Annotated in this window: 13 protein-coding genes; 4 read left to right on the forward strand and 9 right to left on the reverse strand. The window is 70.0% G+C overall.

What is annotated here, in order from left to right; all coding sequences use genetic code 11:
• Window positions 1-303: 303 nt before the first annotated feature.
• Together BO221_RS39545 and BO221_RS39550 are read left to right on the forward strand one after the other, a co-directional pair.
• Window positions 304-1,554: a putative DNA modification/repair radical SAM protein gene (locus tag BO221_RS39545; RefSeq protein ID WP_073566098.1), complete on the forward strand. Its 1,251-nt coding sequence runs from the start codon at window positions 304-306 to the stop codon at window positions 1,552-1,554.
• On the forward strand, window positions 1,551-2,969 hold the full coding sequence (locus BO221_RS39550) for a UdgX family uracil-DNA binding protein (protein ID WP_073566099.1): 1,419 nt from the start codon (window positions 1,551-1,553) through the stop codon (window positions 2,967-2,969). The genes BO221_RS39545 and BO221_RS39550 overlap by 4 nt, the downstream gene beginning before the upstream one ends.
• Here BO221_RS39550 and BO221_RS39555 read toward each other — a convergent pair.
• Both BO221_RS39555 and BO221_RS39560 read right to left on the reverse strand, forming a co-directional pair.
• The gene (locus BO221_RS39555) at window positions 2,956-3,606 is read right to left on the reverse strand and encodes a M23 family metallopeptidase (RefSeq protein ID WP_233166464.1); all 651 of its coding nucleotides are present in this window, start codon (window positions 3,604-3,606) and stop codon (window positions 2,956-2,958) included. The two genes, BO221_RS39550 and BO221_RS39555, sit on opposite strands and share 14 nt — an antisense overlap.
• Window positions 3,603-4,463 carry a hypothetical protein gene (locus tag BO221_RS39560; RefSeq protein WP_233166465.1) on the reverse strand — a complete coding sequence of 287 codons (861 nt, stop codon included), beginning with the start codon at window positions 4,461-4,463 and terminating at the stop codon, window positions 3,603-3,605. The genes BO221_RS39555 and BO221_RS39560 overlap by 4 nt, the downstream gene beginning before the upstream one ends.
• A 148-nt stretch (window positions 4,464-4,611) precedes the next feature.
• On the opposite strand from BO221_RS39560, the gene BO221_RS39565 reads away from it, so the two are divergent.
• Complete coding sequence (locus BO221_RS39565; protein ID WP_073566100.1) at window positions 4,612-5,268, forward strand: 2-hydroxychromene-2-carboxylate isomerase; 657 nt, start codon at window positions 4,612-4,614, stop codon at window positions 5,266-5,268.
• Window positions 5,269-5,313: 45 nt separating this feature from the next.
• Window positions 5,314-5,847, forward strand: coding sequence for a hypothetical protein (locus BO221_RS39570; RefSeq protein WP_143195950.1), 534 nt, complete (start codon window positions 5,314-5,316; stop codon window positions 5,845-5,847).
• 82 nt (window positions 5,848-5,929) lie between these two features.
• Here BO221_RS39570 and BO221_RS39575 read toward each other — a convergent pair whose 3' ends face one another.
• From BO221_RS39575 to BO221_RS39605, 7 genes are all read right to left on the reverse strand, one after another.
• Window positions 5,930-7,162, reverse strand: coding sequence for a phosphatidylserine/phosphatidylglycerophosphate/cardiolipin synthase family protein (locus BO221_RS39575; RefSeq protein WP_083682138.1), 1,233 nt, complete (start codon window positions 7,160-7,162; stop codon window positions 5,930-5,932).
• Window positions 7,163-7,247: 85 nt separating this feature from the next.
• Window positions 7,248-10,349 carry a TonB-dependent receptor gene (locus BO221_RS39580; RefSeq protein WP_158079994.1) on the reverse strand — a complete coding sequence of 1,034 codons (3,102 nt, stop codon included), beginning with the start codon at window positions 10,347-10,349 and terminating at the stop codon, window positions 7,248-7,250.
• Between the two features lie 452 nt (window positions 10,350-10,801).
• Complete coding sequence (locus tag BO221_RS39585; protein WP_073566103.1) at window positions 10,802-11,539, reverse strand: tetratricopeptide repeat protein; 738 nt, start codon at window positions 11,537-11,539, stop codon at window positions 10,802-10,804.
• A 13-nt stretch (window positions 11,540-11,552) separates the two neighbouring features.
• Window positions 11,553-13,085, reverse strand: coding sequence for an Hsp70 family protein (locus BO221_RS39590; protein WP_073566104.1), 1,533 nt, complete (start codon window positions 13,083-13,085; stop codon window positions 11,553-11,555).
• Window positions 13,086-13,107: 22 nt separating this feature from the next.
• Window positions 13,108-15,066 carry a serine/threonine-protein kinase gene (locus tag BO221_RS39595; protein ID WP_073566105.1) on the reverse strand — a complete coding sequence of 653 codons (1,959 nt, stop codon included), beginning with the start codon at window positions 15,064-15,066 and terminating at the stop codon, window positions 13,108-13,110.
• Window positions 15,063-16,310 (reverse strand): hypothetical protein, encoded by a 1,248-nt coding sequence (locus tag BO221_RS39600; RefSeq protein ID WP_073566106.1) that lies wholly within the window; start codon window positions 16,308-16,310, stop codon window positions 15,063-15,065. Before BO221_RS39600 ends, BO221_RS39595 begins: the two co-directional genes overlap by 4 nt.
• A 134-nt stretch (window positions 16,311-16,444) precedes the next feature.
• Window positions 16,445-16,921, reverse strand: coding sequence for a hypothetical protein (locus BO221_RS39605; protein WP_143195952.1), 477 nt, complete (start codon window positions 16,919-16,921; stop codon window positions 16,445-16,447).
• Window positions 16,922-17,191: the final 270 nt, after the last annotated feature.

A 17,191-nucleotide genomic window follows, 5' to 3' on the forward strand; every position in this document is an offset into this window, starting at 1 on the left:
TCCACGTGGTGGTGCGTTCAGACAGACAGGGCTCGGCGCGGTTGTGAGCGGCGGCCCGCTCCGGGTGGGAAGCTCGAAAGCCTGGTCGTCATGGTGTGTCCCCCCCTGCTCGCGGCCAGGAAGCACCGCGAGCGCGGCGCATGAATTCCAGTTCGGAGCACGTGTCGCAATGCCCTGAAGGGCACGTGTCCGGAAGCGCGCGGGAGCCTCGGACCGGAGGGTGGGGCGGGAGGGAGCGGGCGAGCTCGGGTGAATCTGATCTGGGATGCTCGGTGAGCGCGCGCCCGTTAAGGGAAGGGCTCCATGGACGTGCGCAAGAAGCTGGAGATCCTCGCCGATGCCGCGAAGTACGACGCTTCCTGCGCGAGCAGTGGAGGCAAGCGGAAGTCCACGCCAGGCGGGCTCGGCAGCGTGGAGGGCATGGGTATCTGCCACAGCTACACGCCGGATGGCCGGTGTGTGTCGTTGCTGAAGCTCCTCCTCACCAACTTCTGCATCTACGATTGCCAGTACTGCATCAATCGCATCTCCAGCGATACGCCCCGGGCGCGCTTCACCCCCGAGGAGGTGGTGCGGCTCACGCTCGACTTCTACAAGCGCAACTACATCGAGGGACTGTTCCTCAGCTCCGGAGTCCTCAAGAGCCCGGACTACACGATGGAGCAGCTCGTCCAGGTGGCGCGCACGCTGCGCGAGCAGCACCAGTTCCAGGGCTACATCCACCTCAAGGCCGTGCCGGGCGCTTCCCAGGAGCTCATCGACCAGGCGGGCCGGTTCGCGGACCGGTTGAGCGCGAACATCGAGCTGCCCACGGAGGCGGACTTGAGCAAGCTCGCGCCGGAGAAGAGCTTCGCCGTCACGGGCGAGACGATGCGGGAGATCCACGTCCGCGTGGAGCAGTCGAAGGCCGAGCGCCAGGAGAGTCCGAAGGCGCCTCGTTTCGCGCCCGCGGGCCAGAGCACGCAGATGCTCGTGGGTGCCACGCCGACGCCGGACGCCGTCATCCTGGACACCGCGCATCAGCTCTACACGCGCTACCGGCTCAAGCGGGTGTACTACTCGGCCTACAGCCCCATTCCGCTCGTGGATGCGCGGTTGCCCGCGAAGGCTCCGCCGCTGGTGCGTGAGCACCGGCTCTACCAGGCGGACTGGTTGATGCGCTTCTACGGCTTCCACCTGGGGGAGCTGCTCCCCGCCGAGCAGCCCGATCTCGCGCTGGACATGGACCCGAAGCTGGCCTGGGCGCTGCGCCGGCGCGAGGCCTTCCCGGTGGATGTGAACCGCGCGCCGCGGGAGCGGCTGCTGCGCGTCCCGGGCCTGGGCGTGCGCACGGTGGACAGGCTGCTGCGCATCCGGAAGTGGCACACGTTGACGCTCGAGGACCTGGCGCGGCTGCGCGTGCCGCTCAACAAGGTGAAGCCCTTCATCGTGACGGCGGACCACCGGCCCACGGCGCTGTTGGACTCGCCCCGGCTTCCCGAGCGGGTACGGCCTGGCGCCGAGCAGCTCTCGCTTTTCTCCACCGCGGTGGTGGCCCGCACGGGGGAGCTGTGACGCGGGTGGGCGTGGGGCAGGACCTCGGCTCCTTCCGCTCGGTGGCGAGGGGGTTGCTCGCGCGTGGTGTGCCTCCGGAGCAGGTGCTCTTCGAGGAAGCACGGCAGCGGCAGGCTTCGTTGCTGGAGACGGAGTCCGTGGCGGACGTCGCGCCGGGGCCAGCGCTGTCCGTTCCAGGGGCCTTCCTGGAGCTCGCCGGGCGCGTGGCGTGTCACCGCTCGCCGGAGCGGTGGGCGCTGCTCTACCGGGTGTTGTGGCGGCTCACGCATGGGGAGCGGCGGCTGCTGGAGGTGGTGAGCGACGCGGACGTGTACCGGCTGACGAGCATGGAGAAGTCGGTCACGCGGGACGCGCACAAGATGAAGGCCTTCGTGCGCTTCCGGCGGGTGGAGCGCGAGGGGCAGGAGCACTTCGTCGCGTGGCACCGGCCGGACCACCTCATCGTCTCGTACGTGGCGCCCTTCTTCGCCCGGCGTTTCCCGTCGATGCGCTGGAGCATCCTCACGCCGGATGCCTGCGTGCACTGGGACCTCGAGCGGCTCACGTTCGGCAAGGGAGTCCCCCGCTCGGAGGCGCCCGAGGGAGACGCGCTGGAGGAGCTGTGGTCGGCGTACTACGTGTCCACGTTCAACCCGGCGCGGCTGAATGTGCGGGCCATGCGCGCGGAGATGCCGAAGAAGCACTGGGCGACGCTGCCGGAGGCGCGGCTGATTCCGGAGCTGGTGCGCAAGGCGCCGGAGCGCACGGCGTCCATGGTGGCCCCCAGGCTGGAGCCGTCCGAGGCGAGCCGCTTCCTCCCCGCGAGCCGGGAGCTGCCCGCGCTGGCGGAGGCGGCGAAGCAGTGCCGGGCGTGTCCGCTGCACGAGCGCGCGACCCGGACGGTGTTCGGCGAGGGCCCCACCTCGGCGGCGGTGATGCTCGTGGGGGAGCAGCCGGGGGACACGGAGGACCGGGAGGGCCGGCCCTTCATCGGCCCGGCGGGGCAGTTGCTCGACGAGGTGCTGGAGCGGGTGGGGCTGCGGCGCGAGGAGCTCTACGTCACCAACGCGGTGAAGCATTTCGGGTGGACGGGAGAGGAGAAGCAGCGGCTGCACGCGAAGCCGGGGCGGCGCGAGGTGCTCGCGTGCAAGGCGTGGCTGGAGGCGGAGGTGGCGGCGGTGAGGCCCCGGATGATCGTCTGCCTGGGCGCCACGGCGGCGCAGGCGTTCCTGGGGCCCGGCTTCCGCATCAACCTGAGCCGGGGGCAGGTGTTCGAGACGCCCTGGGCGAAGGCGTGGATGGCGACGTTCCACCCCTCGGCGCTGCTGCGGATGCCGGACGAGCGGAGCCGCGCCGAGGCTCGGGCTTACTTCGAGGAGGACCTGCGCAGGGTGGTGGACACCCTGCGCGCCCTGCCCGTGACTACTGGCAGGTGATGCCCGGCAGACCGCGGTACGCGCCCTGCGAGGTCCACAGCGAGATGGGGCCGCCGCACGAGCCGGCGTAGGGGTCATCGGTTCCCCAGGTCGGATCCCAGAACTCGAAGTGCAGGTGCGGACCGGTGGAGGCGCCGGACGAGCCCACGCGGGCGATCCAGTTGCCGCAGGGGATGGAGGCGCCGCGGGCGTACTGCTGGGTGCCCTTCTTCAGGTGCCAGTACTTGCTCTTCCGTCCATCCGCGTGCCGCATGATCATGTAGTTGGCCGTGTACAGGCCACAGGCGGCGTACGGGTCGTTCTGGTTCCAGTAGTTGCAGCGGTCGTAGTAGCCGTCGACGGAGGACTCCAGCGTGCCGCCCGCGGCGGAGATGACCCACACGCCGTAGTCCATCTTGGTGAAGCCGCCCGCGAGGGCGTAGTCGGTGCCCGTGTGGCCGCTGTAGCGGACGGTGCCGCAGGCGTAGTCCCTGCCAGCGTGGTCCATGTACGCGCTCACCACGCAGCCGCCGTTGGCGCACTGGTCGGAGAGCATGGACATGGGGAAGCGGAACAGCGTCCCGGCCTGCGAGGCCAGCGGGAGCGCGAGCAGCGCGCCGGCCAGCGTGGCGCCGAGGGTCTTCAGCGTGCGATTCACTTTCCACCTCCCAGGTCCGGCGACGCCTCGCCGGTGCGGACGTTGAGCTTCCAGAACTCGCCGCCGCCGGCGTTGTAGCGGAGCGTGTCGTCGTCCACCCACTCCATGGCGTAGTTGGAGACGGGCGGAGGGACGAAGTCAGCGGGCTCGCCCTGGCTCAACAGCCAGGCCGAGAGGCCCTTGTTGGTGAGCTGCACGGGCTCGGCGCCGTCCACGGTGGTGCGGAAGAAGGAGGCCACCGTGGTGCGGCCGGAGACGAACACCACCGTCTTGCCGTCCGGCGAGATGCTGGGCATGGCGTCCACGCCGGGGCCATCGGCGATCTCCTTCACGCGGCCGGTGAGGTCCACGATGCCGATGGACGTCTCGTGCGCCTCGTTGCCCGTGCGCGTCAGCGTGGCGAGCAGCGCGTCTCCCTTGGGCGTGGGGAAGAGGTCTCCCCCGACGCGTTGGGCGAGCAGCCGCGTGCGTCCGTTGGCCTCGCGCAGACGCAGGTCTCCGTTGGCCTCGAGCAGTGCCACCTGCGTGCCCACGGAGCGCGCCTCGCGGTACTTGAACTCGCGGTCCACCACGCGCATGGCGCCCGTGCGCTCGTTCCAGCCCACGATGGCCAGCAGCGGGATGTCTCCCGTGGCCTCCGAGGGCGGCTCGGCCATGATGCCGGCCAGCGTGTTGGCGCCGTGGCCATACAGGTGGATGAGCCGGGCCTTGGGGCCGAACTCCTTCTCGATGGCGGGGACGAGCTTCTCCCGGGCCGACTGCACGCGCCGGGCATCCGCGGGATTCATGCGGTCCGCCGCCGTGGCACTGGTCGCCGCCAGCACCAGGGTGGTGACTGCCAGGTAGAGCTTCCTCATGTCACCTCAGGGGGGAATGGGGTTGAACCACGTGTAACATTGCTCTTCTTGGAATTCAAGAATGGCACGTATTCCAGATTTATTGGATTGATGCTGTGTTTTGGCAATGTTCGCGAGAGGACGGCCGGAGCGGCATAGAGTCGGCGGTATGAACCGTGCTCCGCTCCGCTTCTTCTTCGACTACGTGTCGCCGTACTCGTATCTCGCGTGGACGCAGCTCCCGGCTCTGGCCGCGCGTCATGGCCGTACCGTGGAGCTGCTGCCCGTGCTCTTCGCCGGGGTGCTCAACACGCTCGGGACGACGGGGCCCGCGGAGGTGAAGCAGAAGCGGTTCTACATCTACAAGCACACGCGGCGGATCGCCCACGAGCTCGGGGTGCCCTTCGTCATGCCCGCGGCGCATCCGTTCAACCCGCTGCTCGCGCTCCGGGTGACGGCGGCCGTGCAGGATGGGGAGGCCCGGCACCGGCTCGTTTCCGCGCTGTATGCGGCGGCGTGGGGCGGAGGCGGCGGGCTGCTACAGCCGGAGCGGGTGGGCGAGGTCGTGGCCTCGGTGGGGTTCGATGCTCAGGCGCTGCTCGCGGCCTCGCAGACGCCCGCGGTGAAGGATCAGGTGCGCCGCAACACGGAGGAGCTGCTCGCGCTGGACGGCTTCGGTGTCCCCACCATCGTGGTGGATGGGGAGCTCTTCTTCGGTGTCGACTCCCTGAGCCACCTGGAGCGGTTCCTGCGCGGAGAGGATCCCCTGTCCCGCGAGGAGCTGGAGCGCCTGAAGAACCTGCCCGTCGCCGCGTCCCGCATCTGAGGGGCGGAGGTGGCGCCGGGCCGCCAGGCTCCCTACCTTCTTCTCATGCAGTCATCCCAGAACGTTCCCATTGAAGAGCTGCTCCGCTCCGCCGAGGAGCGGGAGGAATCGGGTGATGCCCTGGGCGCCGAGGCGCTGCTCGGCCGGGTCATCTCGCTCAAGCCGGAGTTCTCGCTGGCCTGGTACCGGCGCGGCATGCTGCGCCTCTTCGAGCAGGAGGCATTCGAGGAGGCACTCGCCGATCTGCGCCGCGCCGAGGAGCTGGGCGTGGACGGTGCCGGCATCCCGGTGTCTCAGCTCCACTATCTGCACGGGGAGTGTCTGTTCGGCCTCGGGCGGTTCGAGGAGGCCGACGCGCGGCTCGCGCAGGGGCTCATTGGCGAGCAGGACGAGGTGCTCAGGGCGGAGAGCTACTACCGGCGCGCCGAGTGCGCCGAGGAGCTGGAGCGCCCTGAGGCGTTGCGCGAGGCACTCACGGGCTTCCTGGCGCACAAGGCCGCGTTCCTGGACTCGGGCGGTGACGGCGAGCAGGTCGAGTGGGCGGAGTCGCGGCTCGCCGGGCTCTCGGGCGGACGGTGATTCACCGGTAGACGGGCTCGGGGTTCAACTCGAGGGACGAGATACCCTCACCCCGTCCCTCTCCCGAGGGGAGAGGGGAAATTCACGGGGTGCCGCTGATGTTGGGTGCCGTGTACGTCGCCTTCGGGTCCACCTCGGTGGCGTAGGGGCTCGTCCACGTGTCCTGGAAGAAGCGCTCGAGCTGGTTCGCGAACGCCTCACCCTCCACGATGACGCCCACGTTTCGGCTCTGCGTGAAGTAGTCCCGCTCCCAGTTGCTCGTGCCCACCCACGCCTGCTCCCCATCCACCACCATGTACTTGGCGTGCACCACACGCGCGAACGGGATGAAGCCGCCGGACCACCGCGGAATGGTGACCAGCTTCACCGTCAGCCCCGGCGGGGCGTGCAGCGCCTGCAGGCCCTCGATCGTGCCCTTGCGCTTGCCCCAGTCCGCCACCAGCAGCCGCACCTCCACCCCGCGCGCCGCCGCCCGCTTCAAGGCGTCCTCCAGCTCGGGGAAGGGGCCGCCGTCACGGCTCTTCGCCTTGTACGTGAGCAGTTGCACCCGCACCGAGCGCTTCGCCCCGTCGATGAGCTTCACCAGCTTCGGCAGGTCCCACGTGGCCGGGTCCGGCAGGTGGCCCTCGGGGCTGTGCGCCGGCGTCACATGCACCGTGCTCCCCGCGTAGCTCGCCGGGAACGGGCCGCTCACCGCCGCCGTCCTGGGCGCCGCGGCTCCCACGGCCAGCGCCCAGTCCTGCTCGAAGATGTCCGCCATGGAGCGCACCACCTCGGGCACGCGGATGCGCAGCCCCAGCTCCTGGATGTGCTCCAGCGCGCGCCAGTCGAAGTTCTGGCTGCCCAGGTACGCCTCGCGCCCGTCCACCACGAAGTACTTCGCGTGCAGCACGCCGCCCCCGAATACCTTCGCCGTGTCCAGCCGGCGCACCTCGATACCTGGCCGTTTCGCCAGCCGCTCCAGCGTCTCCGGGTACTGCGCGTAGAACTTCTCCTCCGCGAGCACCCGCACCTTCACGCCCCGGTCCGCCGCCACCTCGATGGCTTGAATCACCGGCTCCAGCCGGCTGCCCGGCGCGTTGCTCACGTAGAACTGCGCCACGTCCAGCGTCCGCGTGGCCCCCTTCACCATCTCCGGCCACACCTGCCAGGCGTCTGGAATGTCCGCGTGGTCCAGCGTCGTCTCCACCGGGCTGCTCTCCACCAACTCCAGTCCGGGACGCTCGGAGCCAGAGGCACGCAGGGCCGTGCCGGGCGCGGCGCACGCGAGGGACAGCACGAGGGACAGCAGCAGGGCGTTCAATCGCAGGGGCATGACGGGCACCTATACAAAAAACCAAGGGCCCCCCGCGATTGCTCGCGGAGGGCCCCGGGTTCAACACCGTGTCAGCTGGCGCTGGTTAGAACACGTACCGCGCGCCCAGCTGGATGCGCCACCGCGACAGCGTGGGGCTGTACACCGTGGTCCGCACCGCCGTGGGCTCGGTGAAGCTGTAGACGGGGCGGTTGTTCACCGCGTCGTAGCCCACCGCGCGCAGGAACGACGAGCCGTGGTTCTCGAACTGCGCCTCCTGCTCGAAGAGGCCCCACTCCGGGTTGAGCAGGTTCAGGACGTTGAAGATGTCCCCCTGCAGCTCCAGCCGCTGGCCCTTCACGAACTCCGGCGACGTCCAGCCGAGCCGGACGTTGAAGAAGTTCTGCCACGGGTTACGGCACGCGCCGCGCTGGATGATGCTGCCCTTGGCCTCCCTCAGGCACTGCTGGCTGTTGATGAAGTTGTTCAGGGCCTCGTAATGCGAGGGATCCTGGAGGCTGATCTGGCTGGGGTCCGCCGGGATGAACGCCAGGTCGTTGCCGTTGATGCCGTCCGCGTTCACGTCACCGTTGACGGTCCAGCTGTAGGGCAGACCGGACTGGCCCGTGTAGATGATGCCCGCGTTGAAGCCGAGGGGCAGATTGCTGGTGGCGGTGAGGGTGACGCGGTGGGTGCGGTCGAACGCCGACGGCCGGAGGTTGCGCTCCTCGAGGCTTCCGTCCACGGGAGCGAACTGGAAGTTGGAGAGGGCCTGGGCGCTCGTCATCGAGATGAGATCCTTCGAGTCCGTGTAGCTGTAGGCCACGCTCACATCCAGGATGTCCTGGATCTCCTTGCGCAGCTGCAGGGTCGCGTTGGCGACGCGCCCGCCGTTCTTGTTGAACACCCGGATGGCCTGGACGAGGTTGGTCGAGTCACGGCGGATGGGGTTGGCCCGGAAGCCCGACGCGGCGAAGGAGCCGTACAGCGAGCGGCCCTCGCCGTTCTGGCCCTGGTTCACCAGGTTCTCGTCGGTGGTGTACCAGCCGTTGACGTCCTGCGTGTAGAGCAGGTCGGCGGTGGCGATGAGGCCCCAGGGCAGGCGGCGGTCCGCGCCGAGCGCCACGCGGAAGTTCTGCGGGTACTTGGTGCCCGGGTCGAAGTAGTCGATCTCACCCTGGTTGGTGGGCGCCGTGGGCGGATTGGTGCCGCCATCGCAGTCGAAGGGCTGGGCGTTGGGGTCGGCGGTGAACGCCGGAATCCTCGCCCCCGAGCAGGTCAGCTCCACCTGGGAGAGCCCGTTGATGCTGTACGCGTTGGACACCCACACGTAGGGCGGCCGGCCCGAGAAGACACCCACGCCACCGCGCACGATGGTGTTGGAGTTGCCCTCCACGTCCCAGTTCACACCCAGGCGGGGCGACCAGAGGATGTTGCCGCTGGGCACCTTGCCCGTGTCGATGGGGAGCGCCTCGTTGTTCACGAGCCGCTCGTTGGTGTTGGCGGCGGACAGGAACGGCACGTCGATACGGATGCCGGGCGTGAGCGTCAGGTTCTTGAACGGCGTCCAGTTGTCCTGCAGGTAGAAGCCCGGCTGCACCACGGTGAAGGCGGCCGTGCCCGGCTCCTGCAGGGGGCTGACGCCGAAGCGGCGCTGGAAGGCGGCCGGGATGCCGGCCTCGAAGTCGTCCAGGCTGTTGAAGGCCCACACGCCGGTGGCCGCCTGGAGGAAGGCGTTGCGCAGCCGGAAGAACTCGGTGCTGGTGCCGGCGGTGATCTGATGGTCACCCAGCGCCAGGGTGAGGCTGTCCTGGATCTGGAAGATGTCCTGGTCCAGCTCGTTGAGCTGGGAGAAGCGCTCGGCGCCCGACGCCAGCCACGAGTCGTTCGCGCCGAGCGTGCCGGCCTTGACCAGGATGAGCGGGACGTCCGTGGAGGGATCGCGGGCGTCGCGGAGGATGGAGAAGCCCGCCAGGAACTCGTTGGAGAGCTTGCCATCGAGGAAGGTCGAGGTCAGCTTCGCCCGGGCGGTATGGGTGTTGACCGTCTGGGCGTAGCCGGCGTTGGACAGCTGGTAGCCGTCGCGCAGGCGGTTGGGAATGGTCGGCGAGGTGGGCGCGCGGGTCAGCGAGTCCTGCAGGGCGCCCACGAAGTTGTAGGAGAACTCCAGGTAGCTGTTGGGGATGACGCCCGTGCTGATTTTGGCGAAGACGTTGCGGTCCGGGTTGCGCAGCTGCGTGGCCAGGGCCGTGCCCGGGTTGGAGACGCCGTACTTGTTGGTGAGGATGCTGCTGAACCGCTCGGCCTCGGCCTGGGTGAAGCCCGCGCGGGCCCGGTCTTCCTCCGGGTTCACGCCGCCGATCTGGAACTGGTTGCCGAACGCCGAGTTGCGCTCCTGCAGGTCGGTGGCGATGAAGAAGTGCACCTTGTCCTTGATGATGGGGCCGCCGAGGCTGCCGCCGAACTGCCAGATGTTGTAGCCCAGGAACGTGGGATCATCCTGTTTGCCGGCGAGGCTCTTGTTCTGCGTGTAGCCGAAGAGCGAGCCGTGGAACTCGTTGGTGCCGCTCTTGGTGATGGCGTTCACCATGCCGCCGGCGAAGTTGCCGTAGCGCACGTCGAACGGGGACACCTGCACCACGAAGCTCTGGATGGCCTCGATGGAGATGGGCTTGGCGCCGGCCTGGCCGCCCGGCGTGCCGGAGCCCGACAGGCCGAAGATGTCATTGTAGGCCGCGCCGTCGACCTGGATGTTGTTGAAGCGGTTGTTCTGGCCGGCCATCGCGTTGCCGCTCACCTGCGGCGTGGTCGAGATGAGGTCCGTGAAGTTGCGGCCCGCGAGCGGCAGACTGGTCATCTGCTCGGACTCCATGGTCATCGAGGGGCCGGTGCGGCCCTGATCCTGGAGATCGTCGGTCGCCTGGGCGGTGACGACCATCTCCTCCTGGAACTCCTCGAACTGGCGCAGCTTCAGGTCGATGTTGAAGCGCTGCCCCAGCACGAGCTGCATCCCCTTGCGGGTCGCCGGGTAGAAGCCCTCCATGTTGGCCGTGAGGGTGTACGGTCCGCCCGGGGGGATGTTGTCGAGCAGGTAGTTGCCCGACGTGCCGGTCACCGCGGTGAAGGTGGTGCCGGTGGAGTCATTGCGCAGCTGGACCACGGCGGTCGGCAGCGGCTCACCGTCCTGGGTGGTCACGGTTCCGGTCACCGCGGAGCCCGTGACTCCCTGCGCCATTGCCCCGGACGCGAGGAGGGTCGTGATGAAGACGGCTATCAGTCTGAGGTGGGATGGACGTACAGGATTCATGGAACCTCGCGAGACCTGCATGGGGGCAGTGCGAGGAGTCCAACCACTCGGAGGCGCCCACTTCTGGTTCGTCTGCTGCACGAGGGCCTCCCTGGGGGAGAGTGAGGGGTTGGGCTCGCGACACGACGATCGTTGCCTGGCGAACGGCGGCCACTGCCGGGCGGCCGTCTATCAACATTTGAGGGGCCTTTCCAACCGGGGGCTCTATTTTCACCTTGAGTTCACAAAGATGACCCAGGCGGTAGGGGGTGTCCTCCGCCCGGTGAAGCCACCGGAATCCCGGAAAATGCTGACTTCTCCTCGCTTGGAGCGACGTGGTGCGTCAGCCGCCGGGGGAGACGCCGGGGAGGGCGCTAGCGTCCCTTGAGGTAGCGGCCGGATTGCTTGTCGAGCAGCTCCAGGCCCACGCGGGCCTCGCGGCACTCGGGCAGGAGCTGGAGGGCGCGCTCGAAGCTCTCGCGGGCGCGGTCGAAGAAGCGGGTACTGAGGTACTGGTGGCCGCGGCACACCAGCTCCATGGCCTGGTGGCGGGGCGTGGGGGCCAGCCTGGCGGCCTTGGAGAAGAGGTCCAGCGCCTTGGCGTAGTCGAAGGACTCCAGGGCGACCATGCCCAGCTTGTAGAGCTGGAGCGCCGCCGCCGCGGGCTGTACGCCGGAGGAGGGCCGGGTCCCGGAGGGGGCACCCGGGGGAGGCGTGGCGACGGGCACGCCGTGGGCCGGGGTGAAGGCGGGGCGGGGCGCGACGGGCACGCCGTGCGCGGGCGTGAAGGCGGGGCGGAGCGGGGCCGGGGCGGCAGGGGCCTCGGGGGGCGGCGTCACCGGGGCGGCCGGGGTGCGCGGCTTCGTCCGGGCCATGCGCTCGCTCCACTCGCGCCGCTTGTCCGGCTGGGAGAGCACCTCGAAGGCCTTCTTGGCGCCGAGGAAGAGCTCCAGCGCCTGGGCCTTCTCCTCGGGAGACTTCATGCGGAGCCGGTCCGGGTGGGACTGCGCGGCGATGCGCAAGAAGGCCTTGCGGATGGCGGGCAGGTCCTCGGTGCCTTGCAGCCCGAGCACCTCGAAGGGATTCCTGTCGTGAGAGGGGTCCTGGGACATGGGAGCACCCTCCTCAGGGCGAGGCGGCGGTGGGCGGGCGCAGCGTCACCTCGGCCTTGCGGCCGGTGGCGGGCTCGCGGGCGGTGACCTGGAGGATGCCATCCGCGTCGATGTTGAAGTCCACCTCCACGCGCACGGTGCCGGCGGCGGCGGCGGGAAGGCCGGCCAGTTGCAGCTCGCCGAGGTAGCGGTTGCCGTCCACGGAGGGGGCCTCGCCCTGGTACACCTCGAGGTCCACGTGGGTCTGCTGGTCGAGGGTGGTGGCGAAGACCTTCGTCTCGCGTGCGGGGATGGTGGTGTTGCGGGGGATGAGGACGCTGAAGCGGCCGCCCTCGGTGCGGATGCCGAGGCTGCGCGAGAGCACGTCCAGCAGCAGCACGCGGGGCAGCTCGGGAGAGGTGCCGGCGATGATGTCCGCCTCGAGCGCGGCGCCGAGGGCCACGGCCTCGTCGGGGTTGACGGAGCGCTCGCCGGGCCGGCCCAGGAGTTTTTCCGCGCGGACGCGCACCGCGGGCATGCGCGTCATGCCGCCCACGAGGACGACGCGGTGGATGTCCTCCAGTTGGAGGCCGGCGTCCTGGAGGGCCTGCTCGCAGGGGGCGCGCAGCCGCTCCAGCTCGCGGTTGGCCAGGTTCTCCAGGAGGGTGCGCGAGAAGGAGGGGAGGGACAGGTGCAGGGGCCCCTCGGCGCCGGTGCCGAGGAAGGGCAGGTCGATGGCCGTCTGCTCCAGCTCGGAGAGGGCGCGCTTGGTGGACTCGGCGGCGTCCTTGAGGCGCCAGAGGGCCTCGGGGTTGTGGGCCAGGTCCACGCCGGTCTGCTTGAGGAAGATGCGGCGCAGCGCGTCCACCACGAGCTCGTCGATGTTGTCGCCGCCCAGGAAGTTGTCGCCGCTGGTGGCGAGCACCTGCACCACCTCGTCCTCCACGTGGAGGAGGGAGATGTCGAAGGTACCGCCGCCCAGGTCGAAGACGGCGATGTTCTCCGGGCGCGACTCGTCGAAGCGGCAGGCGAGCATGGCCGCGGTGGGCTCGTTGAGGAGCCGGTGCACGGTGAGGCCGGCGCGCTGGCCGGCGGCCTTCGTCTCCTGGCGCTGCACCTCGTCGAAGTAGGCGGGCACGGTGATGACGGCGCCCTCCACGCTCTGGCCCAGTTGGGCCTCGGCGCTCTCCTTGAGGTAGCGCAGCACGTGGGTGGAGACCTCGGAGGGGGTCATCACCTGGCCGTGTACGCGCACCGCGGCGTTGCCGGAGGGGTCGGCCACCAGCTCAAAGGGCAGCAGGCGGCGCAGCTGCTGCACGGCGGGGTCCGAGAAACGCCGGCCGATGAGGCGCTTCACGCCGAAGACGGTGTCGCGCGGGTGGAGCACGGCCTGGCGGCGGGCGGCGCTGCCCACGGTCACCTTGCCCGAGGCATCGAAGCCGATGACGGACGGAGTGGTGCGCTCGCCCTCGCGGTTGGGCAGGACGCGGGCGTGGCCCGTGGCGGAGTCGGCCACGGCCATGCAGCTATTCGTCGTGCCCAGATCGATTCCGAGAACGAGTCCCATACCACCGTCCCCCCCGCGCGCCTCAAGCCGCCAGGAGCCCTACCTCCGTGAAGAGCAGCGCCACACGGCGCAAGGCTACTTCATCCTCCGGACGCTTGAGTTCCGCAAGCGCGGCGGTGAGGGTATTTCCCGGCTTGTTGAGGAGTGAGGAGGCGCGCAGCTCGGTGGCCGAGAGCGCCAGGTCACCGGCCGAGACGGGGGGATCCGGGTTGCGGTGGAGGGGCTTGTGGCGAAGGGACTCCTGTTCGCGCACCAGCCGCTCCAGGGGATAGTGCTCGCGCAGGCCCTCGTTGAGCAGGGCGAGGCCGCCCAGGCGCTCCTCGGTGCCGTCGGTGATGGGGGACTCGCCCTCGAAGAAGGCGTAGCGGCCGCCCGTCCAGCCGAGCAGGCTGAGGGCCACGGTGCGCCGGTGCTCGCGCGTCCAGTCGGCCAGCTCGGTGGGAGAGAGGGCGCGGGCGGCGAGCAGCGCGTCCAGGAGCCGTCCGGAGAAGGGGCGGGTGTGCTCCACGGCGCGCTGCCACTGCTCCACGGACAGCTTGCCCGTCTGGAGCAGGAAGGCGCCGAAGCGGTCCGTGGCGAGGCTGGAGCGCACGGCGATGATCTGCCCCGCCTTGAGGAAGAGGTCCTTGTGGGCGCGGTTCTGCTCGAAGTGGAGCCGGCCGGTGGACTTGGCGAGCATCAACCGGGCCATGACGCGCAGGGGTGCCACGCGGCCCACGTTGCCGGCGTAGCGGGGCGGCCTGGCCTTGGCGAGCCGGGCCTCGTGGCGCTCCTGGGCCGCGGCCGCCGTGGCGCTGAGGCCGGGGAAGGCGGAGGGAGGGAGGAAGGGGCCGCCGGACTGGGACACCTGGGCCTGGGGCGACAGCTTCCCGGAGGCGAAGAGCAGCCGCACGTCGTCCTCGCCCAGCTTCGTGAGGGAGAGGCCGCCGCCCGGCTCGCGCACCGCGTAGGTGGGGGCCGCGGGCTGCGCGGGGGCCGGCTCCTGGGCCAGGAGGGCCGGGGGGATGGGCGGCTGCACGGGGGGCGCGCGCACCTCCGGCTCGTAGTAGCTGGCCATCAGCGCGGCCAGGTCGCGCTGGGACACGCGCAGGCCGGCGGACAACAGGAACTCGTCCAGTGCGTCGAGCGCGTCGGCGGCTGTCTGGAAGCGCTCGTCCGGGTTGGCGAGGGTGCACCGGTTGACGACGGTGCACAGCGGCTCGGGCAGGAAGGGGGCGGCGTCCTGCAGGCGCAGGGGCCGGGCCTTGAGGGCCACCGTCTGCTTGAGCACGTCCATGATCGCCCCGGGCTTGAAGGCGTGGCGCCGCGACAGCATCTCGTAGAGGGTGATGCCGAGGGCGAAGATGTCGCCGCGCCCGTCCGGCTTCTTGCGGGCGAGCTGCTCGGGGGGGATGTAGCCCGGCTTGCCGCGCACGTTGGTGGCGATGTCTCCGCCGGAGCTGCCCACCAGCGCCACGCCGAAGTCCAGCAGCTTCACCTCTCCCTCGAAGGAGATGATGATGTTGGTGGGGTTGACGTCGCGGTGCACTAGGTGGAGCGGCTCGCCCGCCGCCGAGCGCGCGCGGTGCGCGTAGTCCAGTCCCTTGAGCACCTCCATGGCGATGTAGCACGCCAGGTGCACGGGGATGCCCTGTCCCCGGGCCGCCACCCGCTTCATCAAGTCATACAGGTCGCGGCCATGGATGAACTCCATGGCGATGAAGTACTCGCCGCGCTGCTCTCCGAAGTCGAAGATCTGCGCGATGTTCATGTGCTGGAGGAGCGCCGACAGCCTCGCCTCCTCGATGAACATCTGTACGGCGGACTCCTGCTGGGTGGCCTCCGGGAGCACGCGCTTGACGACCACCTGCTTGGCGAAGCCGCCGGCGCCGAGCGCCACGCCGCGGTAGATGTCCGCCATGCCACCGCGGCCCAGGTGGTTGACGAGCACATACCGGCCGAAGCGGGCGGGCAGCGCGAGGTTGCCGGACGGCGTGCTCATTTCTTACCGGAGTCCTCGATGAGCATCTCGTCGAACATGTCCTCGCTGATGACGAGCGTGCCGGGGCGCACGGCGGCGGGAAGGGGCGCCATACCGGGGATGGGCGCGGGCGTCAGCGCGGGGCCCGTGGGCGGGACGCGTGCGCTCGCCTTGGGCATGAGGGCCGCGGCCTTGGCCGCCGCGGGGGACAGGGCCGGCACGGGCGGCACCATCGGCACGGGGGGCGGCAGCGACGGGCGAGGCGGCGCCTCCAGATCGTCGAGCGGCTCGAGCATGATTTCCATGCTCGGCACCCGGCGCTCGGGAGCCAGGGGCTGGCTGGACACCGGAGGCGGGGTGAGGGGTGAGGCCTCGATCTCCTCGCCCAGCGTCTCCAGCATGCTGTGGGCCAGCTGCATGGTGCTGTTGCCGAACATGGTATCGGCCGGCTTGGGTTCGGCCTGCCTGGGTTCGGCCGGCCTGGGCTTGGGCGGGACCGGTGCCATGGCCGGCGGAGGTGGAACCTTGGTGGAGAGGTTGACCACGCTGGCGGGCGCCGGGACGGGCTTGGGCGAGGTGGGGGAGGACGGCGCCGAGGTGGAGGCCGCGTCCCCCGTGAGCAGGACGATCATCCTGCGCAGATCCTCGATGGTCTGCTCCTTGGCCGTGAGCGTCTGCTCCCGGGTGGCGAGGTTCTTCTCGAGTTCGGCCACGCGGTGGGCGAGCCGGTCGCGCTCGGCGCGCAGCTTGGGCATCGCCTCGTTCTCGGCGCGCAGCCGCTGCAGCTCTTCCTGTTGGGCGGGGGCGGCCGCCGTGGGGTCTCCCTGGCCGCGGACCTGCTCGCGCAGGCTGTTGAGCTCCTGCAGCCACATCCGCTTCTCCTCGCGGGTGATGGCCTCCTGCTCCTGTTGCTCCTGCTCGCGGCGCGCCAGCGCGCCCTGGAACTGCTCGCTCAGGCCGCCGACCGCCGTCATGAGCTCCCGGAGGCCGCGGCTGGCGCGCTCCAGGCGCTTGACGCCCTGGGCATGCTCGTCGATGCGCTCGAGCAACCTGGGCAGTACGCCCTGCTGGGGCGCACCCGTCCGGCGCAGCTCGTCGCGCTGTGCCTCCAGCCGGGCGAGCTCCTGGGTCGCCTGGCGCAGCAGGGGGACCACCAGCTCGGCGATGCTCTCGGCCTGGCGTCCCAGCTCGACGCAGCCCTGCCTCACCAGCTGGAGGTCCGCCGAGGAGTCCGCCGATGGCTCCGTGCTGGTTGCGTTCCTCATCGCGCTTCCTCCACTCCCTCCTCGAGGCGTGCCGTCATCGAACCACGCGCGGGGTCATGATACCCCACCACCTCCGGCCGGGCTTCATGGGGTTGCGGGCTCGGTCGTCAGTGCACCAGCCTGCTGGATTGATCTCATTTACCCTGCAAATGGGAGACGGGCGCTCGCTGGGGCAGCGAGGGGAAGGGCTCGAAGTTTTCCAACGCGAGCTTCCCGAGCTCCACGTTCGCCTCTGGAAGCCGCTCGATGTCCTCGGCGAACCAGGGGGTCTCGGGGAGGGGAAGGGTGGAGGCCACCGGAGCCTGCGCCGGAGCTGGAGCCGGGGCCTGCGCCGGAGCCGGCCGGGCCGTGTCCGCCTCGAGGGGCTCCGTGTCGATCTCCGACTGCGACAGTTCCACGGTGAAGGTGACCCTGGGCTGTACCTCGGCGCGGCGGGGGCCGGAGACCTCCACCATGGGACGGCGGCGGGGGCGGGCTCCTCCCTCACCGGACGAGGGCGCGGGCGCACGGGGTGGCACCGCGGGCTCCGCCGGACGCACGCTCACCTGGAGGGCGGCACCGCATCCCGTACAGCGGACGATCTGGGTGCCCGGGCCCGGGAGGGGCACCACCGTCCCACAACGTGGGCACAGGGGGCGCGCGGCTGGAGTGGAAGAGGGAGCCTCTGCGGTCATGGGCTCGTCGAGCTCCGAGCAACACGACAGGGCATCCGCGCGTGCTGAACTCGGCGTTACACCATCGGCGCATCATTCCGCAAGAGAGCTGGCGGGTCAACGGAGGTCTGGTGCCGGAGGCGCGACCTGAAGGGTGTGTAGGCGGGGGAGCATTCGCACGCGGGGTGAAGCCGATAACGTTTGGCCCCGGGCCCGAGGAGGTGGAGA

Source organism: Archangium sp. Cb G35, assembly GCF_001896145.1.
Taxonomy (GTDB): domain Bacteria; phylum Myxococcota; class Myxococcia; order Myxococcales; family Myxococcaceae; genus Archangium; species Archangium violaceum.

Excerpts from the sequence above, each read along its gene's own strand:
- BO221_RS39560 (WP_233166465.1), bottom strand. The coding sequence starts at position 4,463 with ATGAGGAAGCTCTACCTGGCAGTCACCACCCTGGTGCTGGCGGCGACC.
- BO221_RS39575 (WP_083682138.1), bottom strand. The coding sequence starts at position 7,162 with ATGCCCCTGCGATTGAACGCCCTGCTGCTGTCCCTCGTGCTGTCCCTC.
- BO221_RS39590 (WP_073566104.1), bottom strand. The coding sequence starts at position 13,085 with ATGGGACTCGTTCTCGGAATCGATCTGGGCACGACGAATAGCTGCATG.
- BO221_RS39570 (WP_143195950.1), top strand. The coding sequence starts at position 5,314 with ATGCAGTCATCCCAGAACGTTCCCATTGAAGAGCTGCTCCGCTCCGCC.
- BO221_RS39595 (WP_073566105.1), bottom strand. The coding sequence starts at position 15,066 with ATGAGCACGCCGTCCGGCAACCTCGCGCTGCCCGCCCGCTTCGGCCGG.
- BO221_RS39600 (WP_073566106.1), bottom strand. The coding sequence starts at position 16,310 with ATGAGGAACGCAACCAGCACGGAGCCATCGGCGGACTCCTCGGCGGAC.
- BO221_RS39565 (WP_073566100.1), top strand. The coding sequence starts at position 4,612 with ATGAACCGTGCTCCGCTCCGCTTCTTCTTCGACTACGTGTCGCCGTAC.
- BO221_RS39585 (WP_073566103.1), bottom strand. The coding sequence starts at position 11,539 with ATGTCCCAGGACCCCTCTCACGACAGGAATCCCTTCGAGGTGCTCGGG.
- BO221_RS39545 (WP_073566098.1), top strand. The coding sequence starts at position 304 with ATGGACGTGCGCAAGAAGCTGGAGATCCTCGCCGATGCCGCGAAGTAC.